Here is a 15,241-nt window from a genome sequence, read left to right as displayed (position 1 = left end):
CAAAAGCATAAATTAATCGTATAGTTTATCGCCAAACACATGTTTTTCCAAATTAGCAATTCTTTTTAAGATATCAAAATTTGTGTTATTTGGATAAGCTGAAGTTGGCACTTGACGTTTACCTTCACGAGATGGTGCTTGAGATTGTGCAGCTTTTAGCTCACTTTTTAATAATTCTATTTCTTCTTGTTTTTTTGCTAAGGCCTTTTCAAAAGATTCATAGTCTTGAATGATAAGATCTAGAAATTGATCTACTTCATCTTGGCTATAGCCTCTAATTCCAGTTTTAAAATCTTTATCTAATATCGCTTTTGCTGTTAATTTAATGTCCATATTCATCTTCCTTCCATATAAACGTAGGTCTACTAATTATAGCACATATAACCTTTTTAAAAGTGAGTACATACATTGATTAGCAAAATTATTTTCGCAATTTCCCAAGCAATAAAGTGAAACTACAATCGAGATTTTAAGGGCAGTTTTCTCCACTTGTTCTTCTTCGGGTTTTCTAAGCCTAGCAATTCCAGTTCTACTGCTTGGTTAGTGCAGGATAAAGCTTCTTTTCATTACGATTTATTCTTTTATCTAATTCTTTTATTTTCTTTTGTTTATGTTCTACATCCCATAGGAAACTATCTTGTATTAACTGATATGCTTTTTTTGTATAATAAATCGCCTGATTATAGTTTTTATGTCGATGTTCATCTATTTTTGCTAGTTCTACATATGTGATTATTTGATGTCGCTCTTCAATATAGGGTAATGCTTTTGCAAAAGATAAATAAGCTTGTTCGAAATCTTGTTGTTTTTTTTGCTGAAATGCTAAATGATAATGCGCATATCCTGATTCGCCTCTAGTAAATTGACGTGTCACCTGTTCTAATAGCATTCCGCTTTTTACAATATTAGATAAATCACCATACCATTTACCAATATTCGTCATGGTAATAGCAGATTCCTCTTTTACATCATCGCAAAGTAGCTTTGTAGCCTGAATATAAAGCGTAATCAAAGAAAGCAGGTCATATTCATTATGCTCAAGAACTTTCAAGAGGGTTTGTGGATCACCGCTTTTTACTGCGTCTAGGTAAATAATTGGGGCAAGATAGCCTGGAATATCTCCTATACGATGAAATCCTAGCTTCTCCTCTTCTACTTGTGACAACTTCATACGAGATAGGTCATTTTTCCAAATTCGTTTTGACCCATGCAACAAATCAATTTGCTTTTGTTCTGGAAGCTTTGGTAAATCATTTTTGTGTAATGTAAAGCGTGTTTGTAATTGAGGCCAATCGAAACTTTTTCCATTATAGGTCACAACTGTTTTAAGCCCTTGCCAAAGTTTTGATTCAAATAGAAACGCCACTTCATTACTTGGGTCTGCTAGAACATATTGCTTTAAAACAAAGCCATCTGAATCTTCTTCTAAAATACCATTTAAGAAAATTTGTGTCCCGACACCTTTTAACCCTGTAGTTTCAGTATCATAAAACACCAAGTTGTCTGCATTCGTCAGTGCAATAGGATGCTCTATTTTAGTATCTTTCCATAATTTAAATGCATCATAAAGTTCCCCTAATTGAAAATTCCCATGCTGATACTCAACCTTATAATGCTTTTCTAGCAAAAACACGGTACCAAAGTCGTTATAAATCGCTTTTAATCCAGCTTCTTCCCATCTCTTTGTATAAGCAGGTACTTCTGGTTTCTTAAATGCTTTTTTTTGTTCTTTTTCAGCTTTCGGTGCTTTTTTGAGCATTTTCTTCATTTGAAGAATTTTATTTTCATATGACATTTTTATTCATCCAACTCTACTAATAAAATAGTTTTCAAAAAGTGTAGTACTTGTTTTTTTCCATCTCCAATTAAATCTTGTGCTCCTATACATGAGGGACATCCATTTTGACATGGGCAACTAGCAACATGTTCATATACATGTTGTAATAATTCCTCCCATATATCATAAACTCGTTCACTTAAGCCGATGCCTCCTGGATATCTGTCATATACAAAAAAGGTAGGCTTTTCTGAATGAGTTGCCTTCACTTGCGGAACAACATGTACATCATTACGGTCACTTTGAATAAACAATGGGATAAAACTATTCATCGCATAGGCAACTCCTGTCATTGCACTTGTTAAGTCATCTTCCTTCCATTGTTCTGGTTGGTCAAATGATAACCATGTACCGCTTGTATGGAGTTCTTCTGGTGGTAAACTAATTGGACCACTTCCGATATTATCATGTGTGCCAAATCTTATTTTCTTGAAAATAGTTGCAGTAGCTAACGTCATAATATCACCGAATGCAACTTCAGCGTGTCCAATTTTTCTGTTTTTGTCTTCGCTTATAACTTTCAGCTCTACTGCAAGATTTGCATCAGTAAAATAATCCACATCTACTTCTCTTACATAGGCCTTTTTTTCTTCCCAATCAAGTTTTTCAACTTGAAATTGTGTGCCCTGATGTAAATAGATTGCTTCTTCATGAAGTAAAGTTAGTGCACTATAACGATCCATTTCTCCAATGACTTTCGTAGCTGCTTTAATGGATTGATCAATAATGACAACATTCTCTTGTGAAGCAGATCTTAGGCTAATATCGTGTGCAGGAAAACTATCACTCATCCAATGCCATTTATCTGATGTTTTTAACAATACACTTTCCTCTTGTAAATATTCTAAAAAATCTTGGACTTCAAATTCCGCATACGTATCATCTACACCAAATGGTAATTCAAATGCTGCACATTTTAAATGGTCCATAAGAATTAACATATTATCAGGATATACTCTTGCTTCTTCAGGCGAACTTTCGAATAAATACTGTGGATGTTTGATAATGTATTGGTCTAATGCTGTGGACTGCGCTACATAGATAATTAAAGCATCATCTTGTCTTCTACCTGCTCGTCCTGCCTGCTGCCAAGCACTTGCAATATTACCTGGGTAACCTGTCATAATACATGCTTGTAACTGACCAATATCAACGCCTAATTCTAATGCGTTTGTTGAAACGACACAGGAAATCGTACCTTCTCTTAAACCTTTTTCAATGACACGCCGTTCAGATGGTAAATAACCACCTCGATATCCTCTTATCGTTTCATCTTGGAGTTTTTTTGAAGTAAGTGATTTCATGTATGTTACAAGCATTTCTACACGTACTCTACTTTTAGCAAATATAATGGTTTGAATATTCGCATTATACAATTCTCTAGCTAAGTCTCGTACTTCTAATACGGCACTTCTTCGAACACCAAATGTTGGATGAATGATTGGTGGGTTATAAAATAGGAATGTTTTCTTCCCAGTAGGTGCTCCGTTTTTTGTTATCAGATGGTGTTTCGTATTAGTTAGATTATCAGCTAGTTCTTTTGGGTTTTTAATCGTAGCTGAAGTACAGATGAAAACAGGATTACTTCCATAAAAATGACAAATACGAATAAGACGTCTAAGTACATGTGCAACATGTGAACCAAAGACCCCTTTATACGTATGCAATTCATCCACAACAATATACTGTAAATTTTCAAATAATGAAACCCATTTTGTATGATGTGGAAGAATTCCTGAATGAAGCATATCTGGATTGGTCATCACAATATGACCGGCTTTGCGAACTTTTTGCCTGATACCCGGTGAAGTATCTCCATCATATGTATAACTTAAAATTTCTTCTCCACTATCTTCTATTAAATTATTCAAATCGCTTTTTTGATCTTGGGCAAGTGCTTTCGTAGGAAACAAATATAAAGCTCTTGAAGCTCTATTTTCCATTATAGATTGCAACACTGGTAGATGATAACAAAGAGATTTACCTGAAGCAGTCGGCGTTACCGCAGTAAATGATTGACCACTTGTAGCATATTCAAACGCTTCTCTTTGATGGGAATAGAGTTGACTAATACCTCTTTTATGCAAAGCATTAACAAGAGAAGGATGCAAGTTTTTTGGAAAATCTACTAATTTAGGTGGCTGAGCTGGAATTGTATGCACGTACTCTACCCTGTCTTGCATTTCAGGGTTAGATTGCCATTCTTCTAGTAGTTCTTTAATTGTTTTCTTTTTACTCAACATTTGACTCATCCTTTTGTAAAATACGTTGCAATGTTTCTAAAGTATATAAAACAGATTGAATGGATTGGTACAGTCGTTTTTTACTCGTCTTTTGATAAAATGATTGCACTACAAATTGGTCCATTGCATCCACTGCATTGCGAACTTGCGTTTTATGCATATATTTTGGCTTGTTTAGATCAATAAAAGCTTCTACTTCTTGTTGCCAAGCTACTAATTTAGAATGAACAAAATCAGCATGTGGCTTCACATCTTTAAAAAAATCTGGAGATGTGTCGTTTTCACGCGTTTTCAGAAATCGTTGCCAACATGCTTTGCTTTCCAGAAGTAATTCTTCTGTTAAATTTAGTAACATAGTACACACCTCCAGTTTTAGTTTGTTGACTTTCTTTTAGTGTATCAAAAAAGAATTAATTTCACTACTTTAAAGCGAACAAATATTCTTTCTGTTCTTCCATTAAATCAAGGCGGTCTGCTACATCTGAAATATTCTTTTCAAGTGTTTTGCTATACATTTCTTCTTCATGGTTTACTCTGTTCTGTAAAAGATTTTCCACCATTTCAATTAAAGTAATTAGCTTATGAATTTTTCGCATTATCATCGCCCCCTGCTATACCTTTTCAAGGTGGAAATAACAAATCCTTTGAAGAGGACAAAACAAGTGGCAATTCGACGATAAAAGTATAATTTCTTAATTTATTCGCATAAATTTCTCATCAAATAACTACATAAATTTGTGGTATTATAGTATGCAGATGAGGTGTTAAAATGGCAATTCGTTATCCAAATGGGAAAAAATATAATCCTACTTCCAAAACTGATCCTACTATTACTAAAAAGAAAGATTTATCTTATAGTAATCGAGGAAAAACTTTAGAAGAAGAAATTGATGAAACAAATGAATATTATCTTGCAAGAGACATTGCAGTTATTCATAAGAAACCTGTTCCCATTCAAATCGTCAAAGTAGAGTACCCATCAAGAAGTGCTGCTGTAATCCGTGAAGCATACTTCAGAACACCATCAACCACAGATTACAACGGTGTTTTTAATGGGCACTATATCGATTTCGATGCGAAGGAAACAGAAAATAAAACATCTTTCCCTTTAAAAAATGTCCATCCACACCAAGTCGCTCATATGGAATCTTCTGCTAAGCAGAAAGGAATTTGTTTTTTAATTGTACGTTTCTCTTCCTTAAATCGCTATTTTGTAGTACCTTTAGAAATGCTGCTGTTTGCATGGGAACGAATGTTAAATGGTGGAAGAAAGTCGATACCGTTAAGTGAATTCGAGGGACAAGCAATAGAAATACAGACTGGCTATGTTCCAAGATTAGATTATTTAAAAGCAATCACACAATTGCTACCATAACTTGATCGTAGTTATCTAGAAAGTGGGGAAACTGTTGTGGATCAACAAATAAATTCGAGAAAACAACGAAAACAACTAGAAGAACAACAGAGAAAAAGACATACAAAGAAAAAAGGAAAAGGACCTAAAGAACCTAGAGGACCTAAATCTTTGATTAAGAAAATAATCATTGCGGTACTAGCATTGGGTATAGCGATGTTTGTTATAGGTGCTTCCGTTTTTGCATTTTATGCTGCACAAGCACCAAAGTTAGATGAATCATTATTAAAAGACCCAGTATCAACCAAATTTTATGATGATAATGGAAAAGTCTTCTATACAATGGGTAATGAACAAAGGGAACATGTCGCTTATGAAGACATCCCTGCGAGCATGCGCGATGCAATTATCGCAACAGAAGACTCTCGTTTCTTCCAACATCATGGTATTGACTTTGTTCGCTTAGGAGGCGCAGTGTTAGCTAACTTACGTTTTGGCTTTGGCGCACAAGGTGGTAGTACTTTAACCCAACAAGTAATAAAGAACTCATTTTTAAATAATGGGAAAACGATAAAACGGAAAGCGCAAGAAGCATATTTAGCAATTCAACTTGAACGTGAATATTCTAAAGAAGAAATTTTTGAAATGTACTTTAATAAAGTATTAATGTCCGGTAGAATTTATGGCTTTGGTACTGCCGCAAAATACTTCTATGGTAAAGATTTAAAGGATTTAACCCTAGATGAACAAGCAGTTTTAGCCGGTATGCCACAAGCACCAAACGCATACAATCCTTTTAAAAATCCAGATCGTGCAAAAAAACGCCGTGATATTGTTTTAGGCTTAATGTATCAACATAAAAAAATAACAAAAGCACAAATGGAAGCTGCTAAAAAAGTAGATATCGCAAAAGGACTTCTTCCTGAAAGTAAACGAAAAACAGCTACTGCTTCAAAATACGATGCATTTATCGATGTTGTATTAAAAGAATTAGATGAAAACGGTGATTCAAAAGCATTAGATGATGGTGTAAATGTATATACAACTTTAGATACTTCAGCTCAAAAAATCGTTGAAAAAACATTGAATAATGAAGCGAATTTCCCAACAAAAGATATTCAAACTGGTCTTTCTGTTATCGATACACAAACAGGTGCAATTGTTGCAGTTGGCGGTGGACGTAATTATGGTCCAGAACGTGGATTTAACTACGCAGAAGCATTAACGAAACGTCAACCAGGATCAACAATGAAACCATTAATGGATTACGGCCCAGCAATTGAAAATCTTAAATGGTCTACAGGTCAAACAATTGTTGATGAACCAATGACTTACACTGGAACAAACCAACAAATAAATAACTTTGACCATCAATACAAAGGTACGATTACAATTCGACAAGCATTATATAATTCACGTAATATACCGGCCATTAAAACATTTAAAGAAGTTGGCCCTGATAAAGCTAAGTCTTTCGTTAAAAATTTAGGTATTAAAGCTGATAATGTTCAAGAAGCCGATGCAATTGGCGGCGGTCAAGTAAGCATGACACCAATTGAACTTGCTGGAGCATATGCTGCATTTGGTAATAATGGGATTTATACAAAACCACATGCTGTTAAGAAAATAGTATATCGTGATGGTCAAACATCTAAATCATATACACCAGATCCAGTACCAGCAATGAGCGATTACACTGCTTATATGGTAACTGACATGTTACGTGATGTTGTAAGTTCTAAATACGGCGCATCTGGTACTGCAGCAGGAATTCCTGGACTAGATATTGCTGGTAAAACTGGGACTACAAACTATAGTTCCGACCAATTTGCAAGTTGGGGACTTCCAGAATCATCTGTACCTGATTCATGGTTTGCTGGATATACTTCAAAATACTCTATAGCAGTTTGGAGTGGCTATGCAGATTACAGAAACCCAATTACAACAAGTGCTGAACGTGTTCTACCTCAACAATTATTTAGAACCGTTATGGCTCAAATCTCTGCAAATACACAAACACCTGATTTTAAACAACCAAGTTCAGTTGTTCGAGTAGGTGGCGAATTATATGTAAAAGGCCAACAACCCGTTGTAAAACAACCAGTTGAAAAGAAACCAGAGAAGACAGAATTAAGTGCACCATCTGGACTAACAGCCTCTTACGATGAAAATTCTAATTCAATTCAATTGTCTTGGTCGCATGATGCAAATAGTGATCAAGCAGCAAAATTTAAAGTATCTGTAGCTGTCGACGGTGGTGGTTCACAAGATTTAGGAACTGCTTCTTCAAATTCATTTACGTATAATGGTGCAAAAGATGGTAGTACCTATGTATTCTCTGTTGTGGCTGAAGCTGGAGGTCAAACAAGTAGTCCAGCTACTACTACAATTCAAATACAAGCATCAACGCCTGAACCTGATGTAAATAGTCCAGATCAGACAGAAACACCAACTACTCCTGACCAAACACAAGATCAGAATAATCAGGGGGATAATCAAAACCAAGATAATACAAATACGGACCAAAATAGCCCGGAAAATCAACAAGATCAAAACACGCCAACCGAACCTACTCTACCTTCCTATGATGAAAATGGGAATGTAAATAATAATGACAATAGCGGCAATAGTAACGGGAACAACAATGGTAATGGTAATGGTAATGAGAAAAATAAAGAAAAACCAAACGGTAAAGACAAGCCAAACGGTCCGAATGATAATCCACCAACTAATCCAAATGAATAAGAATTGATATAATTGGTAGAAATAAATAAAAAGATGCTCGGTATGTAAATACCGAGCATCTTTTTATTTTACCAATTTAATGATTTATTTTAAACGTAATCTTGCACATCTTTTTTTCGTTTCAATAAATAGTTCGTCTAATTGTCGATAGCAAGCATATTGACCTGGCCGTGCTTTGATAAATGTTAACCTTTCTATTGCATTGATTGGTAAAATTTCATATTGCTCATTTTCATCCAATGTTTGTTGATCTGAAGCACTTAAAATAAATGATTCATACAGCTTAATAGCCAATAGCATAATTTCTTTTGCTCTGCCATCTCTTGAAGTATGTGATTGATGAATGGTTTGTCGTAGTGTTTCCCACTCCTCAATCCAATGATCTACGTTCTCTTTTGATACGGCTTTTTTGTTGCATTCAATCATCTCTTCACAAGACCTTTCTTTGCTCTTTTTTGCCCTTCACGACAAAGGTCAAATAAAGGACATTCGTTGCAATTTGGATTTTGTGCCTTGCAATGATAACGTCCAAAAAATATGAGCTGATGGTGCGTTTTCGACCACTTTTCCATTGGTGTTTTTCTCATGACAGTTTGTTCTACTTCTAATACACTATCCTTCCACTTACATAACCCTAATCTCTTCGTAACACGCTCAACATGTGTGTCAACAGCAAGTGCTGGTTGTCCAAAAGCAACAGAAAGAACAACGTTTGCTGTTTTTCTACCGACACCAGGCAAGGTTACTAATTCTTCTCGTGAATCTGGTATAACTCCATTATATTCATCTAATAGTCTCACACATAATTTTTGAATATTTTTGGCTTTACTTCGAAACAGCCCAATAGAACGAATATCTTGTTCGAGTTCTGGTAGTGGAACAGACAAATAATCTTCTGGCTTTTTATACTTTTTAAATAGTGTAGCCGTCACTTTGTTAACTAATGCATCTGTACATTGAGCTGAAAGCAATGTAGCAATTGTCAGTTCAAATGGATTGTCATGTACTAGCTCACAGTGTGCATCTGGGAACATTTCTTCCATTTTATCTAAACAATATTCCCATTGCTTTATCGTTAACATTACAATCCCCCTCTATTTTTTGCGATCTAACCAGTTATAAAAAGGAACGTTACTCGATGGTGGAGTTTGTTCTTCCGAATTTTTTTCTTTTTGGTTGCTATGTTTTTGAAACGTTTCTTTACGAAAGTTTTTTGATAGTTTTTCAGCATCTTCTGGTGTCTTCACGTTATTCTTTTTCCATTCAAAAAGAATTCTGTCTATATAACGTAAACTAAGTTTTTGTGATAAAACCGCTTCCATTAATGCTTTGCGAATTACCTCAGGTGAATGTCGGTCTTGATCTAGCCACATCGAAATCATTTCCGTTTCCATTGGTGATAAGAAACGTCCAAATTCTTGCTCAAATAACTGAAATAACTGTCCCTCTTTTAATTTTGTTGTATCGTTTTTATTTTTTTCATGTTTCTTAACTGCACAATCCAAGAGTCTATTCCACAAAGGCATTAAGGTCATGACTTCGTATAGTACTCCATTTTCATCTAGTTTTTGATGTATTTCCAGTAAGCCTTTTTGCATCAGGCGTTGCATCCCTGAAGAAATCATATCTTGGGTCATACTCATACGCTCAGCAATATTAATAGGTGTCGGGAATTCATTACCTTCTTCATGAAAAGCATTCAAATGCATAATTAGCATGGCTTCAGTGTCTGAAATTTGTAACTCCTTATAAAACTGAAAAAAAAGCTGAGAAATATTTACACTTCCCCGCTCAATCCAAGTTTGGAGCCGCTCAGCATCATTCATCATCGAACTCCCCTTTATAATAAATTGCACAAGAAGAATCGCTAATGCGGTTTTTCTTGTGCTTTAAATATGTTATTTTATATATTTGACTAATTTAGTGATGTTTCACAAAAAGGATTTATAAGCCCTTAATAATTTAAAACAATACTTTCGGTATCTTCCTTCGTGTTCGAGCCACCTACGCTTTTAACATTATCCAGCTCCACGCGCCAGCCTCTCGAGGTCGCTTCGATCCCTTGGTCAAAAGCTGAAAAGACGCTTTTGAGTCGGGCTCTCCAGCGCTTGTCGGGGCTTAAAGGGCGCGTTCCGCTTTTATGGGTAAATACGGTTTAATAAGCGAGGGAATGGGATTGTTTCACGTACGTGTTCTGCACCTGTAATCCATGCAACTGTACGTTCTAGTCCTAGCCCAAAGCCTGAGTGAGGTACTGAGCCATATTTTCGAAGGTCAAGATACCATGCATATGCTTCTTCATCAAGACCATATTCAGCAATACGTTGTTTCATTAAGTCATAATCCCAAATACGTTCAGAACCGCCGATTATTTCCCCATAACCTTCAGGAGCAATTAAATCTGCGCATAAAACAACATCATCACGATCTGGATGTGGTTGCATGTAGAATGGTTTGATTCCTATTGGGTAACATGTAATGAATACTGGCTTGTCAAAATGTTCAGCAATTGCTGTTTCATGAGGTGCACCAAAATCATCGCCCCATTTAATATCATCAAAGCCTTTTTCATGCAATAAATCGATTGCATCATCATAAGAAATACGAGGGAATGGAGCTTGTACTTTTTCAAGTTTTGATGTATCTCGACCAAGCACTTCCAATTCCAATTTGCAATTTTCAAGAACAGATTGGACAATGTATGACACATATTGTTCTTGAACTTCAAGTGATTCATCATGTGAAACGAAAGCCATTTCTGGTTCAATCATCCAGAATTCAATTAAATGGCGTCTTGTTTTAGATTTTTCTGCTCGGAAAGTTGGACCAAATGAGAATACTTTTCCAAGGGCCATAGCTGCTGCTTCCATATAAAGTTGACCAGATTGAGATAAGTAGGCATCTTGATCAAAGTACTTTGTATGGAATAATTCTGAAGTCCCTTCAGGAGCAGAGCCAGTTAAAATTGGTGGATCTACTTTTTTAAATCCATTATTGTTAAAGAATTCGTAAGTTGCACGAATTATTTCGTTACGGACAATCATGTTGGCATGTTGTTTTTTAGAACGCAACCATAAATGACGATGATCCATTAAAAATTCTACACCATGTTCTTTTGGAGTAATTGGATAATCATGAGCTTCAGAAATGACTTCAATTTCTTTTACTTGAAGTTCATAACCAAAAGATGAGCGTGTATCCTCTGTTACTTCCCCAACTATGTATAGAGAAGTTTCTTGGTGAATGGATTTTGCAGTAGCAAAAGTTTCTTCAGAAACATCCGCTTTTACAACTACACCTTGTACAAATCCAGAACCATCACGTAGTTGCAAAAATGCAATTTTCCCACTAGAACGTTTATTTGCTAGCCAAGCACCAATTTTTACAGTTTCACCAACATGTTTTGGCATGTCTTGAATTGTAATTTTTTTCATATTATCCTCCATATTACAAACATTAATTAGGACTCTCCTAATCATGTGTATTTAAATTACTTTTCAATAAGATTTCTAAGAGCTTATTAAATCGACAACTGTTATTTGTAAGCTTATAAATTCAAAATACGCTTCCACCATCGCCCATCATCGAACATGATATATACATAATTGAGTTTATCTTGTTTATTAAGATAAGTAATTTCCCATACGACACCTGGTTTTTCTATACCTAGTTTTGTATGTAGAATTTTCTTTACATCACCATTTTTTGATGCTATAGAAACTGCTTCTTTTTTAGAAATTCCCTTTTTGATTAAAATTTCAGTTGGTTTTTCCTTCTTATTATCTTGTGGCACAAATATAGCTTTTTCATTGCCCTTACTGTCTGTACCAATCACCGTTACATAGCTTGTTTTACCATTATAAACGTAAGTATCTGTAACCTTTTTTAGTTGCTGTTTGGTTAATACTGCTGCTTTTGCAGTCTTTTCTGTTCCATGGAATGGTGAATACGATTTCCAACTAACTAAAGCGATTAGTGATACTGACAAGATTAGTAAAAATATTGAAAAGAACTTTATCCAGTTTTTCATTATATCACCTTATGTTTCATTTATCCCGTTTGAAGGCCCAAAGGATGTGTCTAACTTAGGCTATTTTCCTTTTTACGAGCCGCCTCCGCTTTTAATTATTATACCAATCTTCTAATTCAAAGACCATATGTTCTAGTGAGACTTTTTTTATTGGGATGTCTGGTAATGCGTTGATAAATTCTATTCCATATGATTTTGTTTCAATTCGGCGATCAAGAATTATGAATACACCTTTATCATGAGATGATCGAATCAATCGTCCAAATCCTTGCTTAAAACGTAAGATTGCTTCTGGCAACGATAGCTTATAGAATGAATTGATTCCTTTATTTGTCATTTGTTGTGCTTTTGCCTTAAAGAAAGGCTCTTCTGGTGAAGTAAACGGCAATCTTACAACGATAACAGCAGAAAGTGCATCCCCAGGCACATCTACCCCTTCCCAAAAACTGTTGGTCCCAAACAATACAGAATGATCAAATTTCTGAAACATTTTTAATAAACGCATTCTACTACCTGAAGACATACCTTGAGCAAATAACATATAGTCCTCTAGTGTACCTGTTTCTTGTATTAACTCTACTGTTTTACGGAGCATATCTTGTGCAGTAAAAAGAACAAAACAACGTCCCTCTGTTGCCAATACAGTTTGAACAATCGCATCTGCGACTGCTTCAATATAGTCTGATTGCGTCACCTTTTGTATATCAGGCATGTCTTCCACTATATACACACTAGCACCATCATAATAAGATTTTGGTGCTTGGAACTGATATAGCGGTACATTATTTGATAGTCCCAGTTGGTGAGCGATAAAACGTTTATCATTTGGTACAGTTAAAGTTCCAGAAGCCCAAATAATCCCTACACGTTCTCTGAATGCATGCAGAACATCTGAAATGGCATCCTCTACCCTAACAGGTCTTTTATAAATATGAAGACTTCCCGGCATGCTTCTCGTATCTATCTCAATCCACGACGTATCATTTTCCTGCTGTTGAATAAAAATTGATTCCCATTCAGCAGCGCGTATTTTAAGCTCACGAAGCTGATATTGCCAATCAGCTAAACTTGCTTGTTGCTTGATTGATAAATCATCAGGATATCGCAAATACGTAGTTGTAATAGATTCTGCAAGATTTAGCCAGTGCATTAATTTACGACTAACTTCAATACTAAAAGGTTGCGATAATTCAACAGTTGAAAGTAAAATATTTTGTTTATGTTGGCGATTTTTTATTTTTATTAAAGATAGTTGATGAATTAAATAATCAATCGCACGATCAAATAATTTAATCATATCTCGAAACTGAGTTTCTAATGCTGTTAATTGTCGGAAAGGAATTTTCCTCTCATTTTGTAAGCATTTGAAAAATGGATGCTCTATTTTATAGGTTTCAGTGGATCCAATTTGACCAAATAGATGTTTCCATTGTGTATATGAAAATATTTTCTCATCACGTATTGTCGCAGCTTGCAAAAATTGATGACCTTCGTCTAATATCCAACCTTCGATATGTTCTAAAACAGGATTTTCTCTGGTTAAATCAGCCAATACCATAGAATGATTCGTTATAACTATATCTGCGTCTTGACAATTAGATAATGCTTGCAGATAGAAGTCATAAGCATTCTTGTGATGCGTTTTAGAAGTTGTATTTGTACGACGAATTTTATCAACAAAATACTGTCCTCCACCAGATAAAGTTACTTCTCCTAAATCTCCAGTTACAGTATCTTGTAGCCAAACTATCATTTGCATCTTTGTAAAGTTCTCATCATAAGAATCCTCATTAACTTGAAGAAGGTCACAAAAACGGTCAATATCAATATAATGTTCCATGCCCTTTACGATTGTTGCAGAAACCTTTGTTTTTAAAATTGCCTCTGCCTTTGGGAGCTCTTCTTGTATCAATTGATCTAACAAGTGTGAAGTATACGTACTAATACCGACTGTGCAGTGATTCTTTTTGGCAAATATGATAGATGGCAATAGATAGGCTAACGTTTTTCCTATACCAGTTGAAGCCTCAGTCATTATTTCTTCCTTCGTAACGAGTGCTTGCCAAATAGCATCCATCATTTTAAATTGGTCAGGACGAACTTCAAAAGTATCAAATGCTTCTCTAAAAAGATTTTCTTTTTCCTGGAATGTAGAAGGATAATTAACCTTTTCATTTTCTAATTTACTCGATTCAATCAGTTTTTTTATTGCGATATTTCGATAAAATAAAAAGCCATCATCATTAGATGATCGTCTTCTTTTTAAATGAATTGCATCTAAAAAAAGCTGAGATAAATTTGATTTTAATTGGAACGACCTTTGATGAAGTTGCTCGATCGTTAAAAGCGGTAATGTTAAAAGTTTTTCCCAACAAGCTTTTAGTAAATAAGCAGTCGCAAGTGCATCATCATCCGCACGATGCGCATGCGTTAAACTAATTCCAAGTTCCATCGTGATATCTTGTAGTTTAAAACTATAGGCAGTCGGAAAAAGAATTTTCGATAATTCTACTGTATCCATTTGTTTTCCGAACCATTTAGGTAAACCTGCCCGTTTAAACTCCGCTTGTAAAAACGGCAAATCAAAATCCGTATTATGTGCAACAAATATTGTATCCTGTAACAGTTCATAAATTTTCCAAGCTTGCTCTTCAAAAGTAGGAGCATTTGCTACATCTCTATCTGAAATATGTGTTAAGTCTTGAATGAAGTGTGGAATTTTTTGACCAGGATTTACAAAGGAAGTGTATTTTGATAGAATTTCCCAATCTTTCATCAAGACAATGGCGATTTGGATAATGCGGTCTCCTTGTTGTGAGGAATGACCCGTTGTTTCTAAATCGACAATGGCGTAAGTTTTACTTTCCATTTATTCTTCACAACTTTCCGTACATGGTATATTGAAGATTTTATCATATTTCTAACAGAATAGCCCCTAGTTAAGTGAAAGGAACTTTTTTGTTATAGGTTACGGAGGTCCTCATATTTTGCGAGCACTAGCCTTACTAAAAAATCCTTGCTCTATGCATTGA

At 35.1% G+C, this 15,241-nt stretch carries 13 protein-coding genes; 2 read left to right on the top strand and 11 right to left on the bottom strand.

The genetic code is table 11. The annotated features are described in order from the left end of the window. Window positions 1-12: 12 nt before the first annotated feature. The 5 genes from gpsB to ACWV26_RS05650 all read right to left on the bottom strand — a co-directional run bounded on the left by gpsB (window position 13) and on the right by ACWV26_RS05650 (window position 4,676). Window positions 13-339: a cell division regulator GpsB gene (gpsB, locus tag ACWV26_RS05670; protein WP_455897400.1), complete on the bottom strand. Its 327-nt coding sequence runs from the start codon at window positions 337-339 to the stop codon at window positions 13-15. A 190-nt stretch (window positions 340-529) separates the two neighbouring features. Continuing rightward, the gene (locus ACWV26_RS05665; RefSeq protein WP_455897399.1) at window positions 530-1,795 is read right to left on the bottom strand and encodes a ribonuclease H-like domain-containing protein; all 1,266 of its coding nucleotides are present in this window, start codon (window positions 1,793-1,795) and stop codon (window positions 530-532) included. Between the two features lie 2 nt (window positions 1,796-1,797). Then, window positions 1,798-4,080 carry a DEAD/DEAH box helicase gene (locus ACWV26_RS05660; protein WP_455897398.1) on the bottom strand — a complete coding sequence of 761 codons (2,283 nt, stop codon included), beginning with the start codon at window positions 4,078-4,080 and terminating at the stop codon, window positions 1,798-1,800. Next, entirely contained in the window at window positions 4,070-4,435 is a 366-nt protein-coding gene (locus ACWV26_RS05655) for a YppE family protein (RefSeq protein ID WP_455897397.1), read from the bottom strand. Before ACWV26_RS05655 ends, ACWV26_RS05660 begins: the two co-directional genes overlap by 11 nt. A 64-nt stretch (window positions 4,436-4,499) precedes the next feature. Next, window positions 4,500-4,676 (bottom strand): hypothetical protein, encoded by a 177-nt coding sequence (locus ACWV26_RS05650; protein WP_455897396.1) that lies wholly within the window; start codon window positions 4,674-4,676, stop codon window positions 4,500-4,502. Window positions 4,677-4,849: 173 nt separating this feature from the next. On the opposite strand from ACWV26_RS05650, the gene recU reads away from it, so the two are divergent. After that, window positions 4,850-5,455: a Holliday junction resolvase RecU gene (recU, locus tag ACWV26_RS05645; RefSeq protein WP_455897395.1), complete on the top strand. Its 606-nt coding sequence runs from the start codon at window positions 4,850-4,852 to the stop codon at window positions 5,453-5,455. 36 nt (window positions 5,456-5,491) lie between these two features. After that, window positions 5,492-8,179 carry a PBP1A family penicillin-binding protein gene (locus tag ACWV26_RS05640; RefSeq protein WP_455897394.1) on the top strand — a complete coding sequence of 896 codons (2,688 nt, stop codon included), beginning with the start codon at window positions 5,492-5,494 and terminating at the stop codon, window positions 8,177-8,179. 84 nt (window positions 8,180-8,263) lie between these two features. Here ACWV26_RS05640 and ACWV26_RS05635 read toward each other — a convergent pair whose 3' ends face one another. From ACWV26_RS05635 to dinG, 6 genes are all read right to left on the bottom strand, one after another. Beyond that, window positions 8,264-8,605: a YpoC family protein gene (locus ACWV26_RS05635; protein ID WP_455897393.1), complete on the bottom strand. Its 342-nt coding sequence runs from the start codon at window positions 8,603-8,605 to the stop codon at window positions 8,264-8,266. Further along, entirely contained in the window at window positions 8,602-9,261 is a 660-nt protein-coding gene (gene nth, locus ACWV26_RS05630) for an endonuclease III (RefSeq protein WP_455897392.1), read from the bottom strand. The genes ACWV26_RS05635 and nth overlap by 4 nt, the downstream gene beginning before the upstream one ends. A 12-nt stretch (window positions 9,262-9,273) precedes the next feature. After that, window positions 9,274-10,008, bottom strand: coding sequence for a DnaD domain protein (locus ACWV26_RS05625; protein ID WP_455897391.1), 735 nt, complete (start codon window positions 10,006-10,008; stop codon window positions 9,274-9,276). A 309-nt stretch (window positions 10,009-10,317) separates the two neighbouring features. Next, window positions 10,318-11,613 carry an asparagine--tRNA ligase gene (asnS, locus tag ACWV26_RS05620; RefSeq protein WP_455897390.1) on the bottom strand — a complete coding sequence of 432 codons (1,296 nt, stop codon included), beginning with the start codon at window positions 11,611-11,613 and terminating at the stop codon, window positions 10,318-10,320. Between the two features lie 113 nt (window positions 11,614-11,726). Beyond that, window positions 11,727-12,209, bottom strand: coding sequence for a cell wall elongation regulator TseB-like domain-containing protein (locus tag ACWV26_RS05615; protein ID WP_455897389.1), 483 nt, complete (start codon window positions 12,207-12,209; stop codon window positions 11,727-11,729). 91 nt (window positions 12,210-12,300) lie between these two features. Further along, the gene (gene dinG / locus ACWV26_RS05610) at window positions 12,301-15,078 is read right to left on the bottom strand and encodes an ATP-dependent DNA helicase DinG (RefSeq protein ID WP_455897388.1); all 2,778 of its coding nucleotides are present in this window, start codon (window positions 15,076-15,078) and stop codon (window positions 12,301-12,303) included. Window positions 15,079-15,241: the final 163 nt, after the last annotated feature.

Source organism: Rummeliibacillus sp. JY-2-4R, assembly GCF_053847205.1.
The sequence above is the reverse complement of the archived record's forward strand: the minus strand, read 5'-3'. Positions and strand labels throughout refer to the sequence as shown.

Excerpts from the sequence above, each read along its gene's own strand:
- gpsB (WP_455897400.1), bottom strand. The coding sequence starts at position 339 with ATGAATATGGACATTAAATTAACAGCAAAAGCGATATTAGATAAAGAT.
- ACWV26_RS05665 (WP_455897399.1), bottom strand. The coding sequence starts at position 1,795 with ATGTCATATGAAAATAAAATTCTTCAAATGAAGAAAATGCTCAAAAAA.
- ACWV26_RS05650 (WP_455897396.1), bottom strand. The coding sequence starts at position 4,676 with ATGCGAAAAATTCATAAGCTAATTACTTTAATTGAAATGGTGGAAAAT.
- ACWV26_RS05660 (WP_455897398.1), bottom strand. The coding sequence starts at position 4,080 with ATGTTGAGTAAAAAGAAAACAATTAAAGAACTACTAGAAGAATGGCAA.
- nth (WP_455897392.1), bottom strand. The coding sequence starts at position 9,261 with ATGTTAACGATAAAGCAATGGGAATATTGTTTAGATAAAATGGAAGAA.
- ACWV26_RS05615 (WP_455897389.1), bottom strand. The coding sequence starts at position 12,209 with ATGAAAAACTGGATAAAGTTCTTTTCAATATTTTTACTAATCTTGTCA.
- ACWV26_RS05635 (WP_455897393.1), bottom strand. The coding sequence starts at position 8,605 with ATGATTGAATGCAACAAAAAAGCCGTATCAAAAGAGAACGTAGATCAT.
- ACWV26_RS05625 (WP_455897391.1), bottom strand. The coding sequence starts at position 10,008 with ATGATGAATGATGCTGAGCGGCTCCAAACTTGGATTGAGCGGGGAAGT.
- ACWV26_RS05655 (WP_455897397.1), bottom strand. The coding sequence starts at position 4,435 with ATGTTACTAAATTTAACAGAAGAATTACTTCTGGAAAGCAAAGCATGT.
- dinG (WP_455897388.1), bottom strand. The coding sequence starts at position 15,078 with ATGGAAAGTAAAACTTACGCCATTGTCGATTTAGAAACAACGGGTCAT.
- asnS (WP_455897390.1), bottom strand. The coding sequence starts at position 11,613 with ATGAAAAAAATTACAATTCAAGACATGCCAAAACATGTTGGTGAAACT.
- recU (WP_455897395.1), top strand. The coding sequence starts at position 4,850 with ATGGCAATTCGTTATCCAAATGGGAAAAAATATAATCCTACTTCCAAA.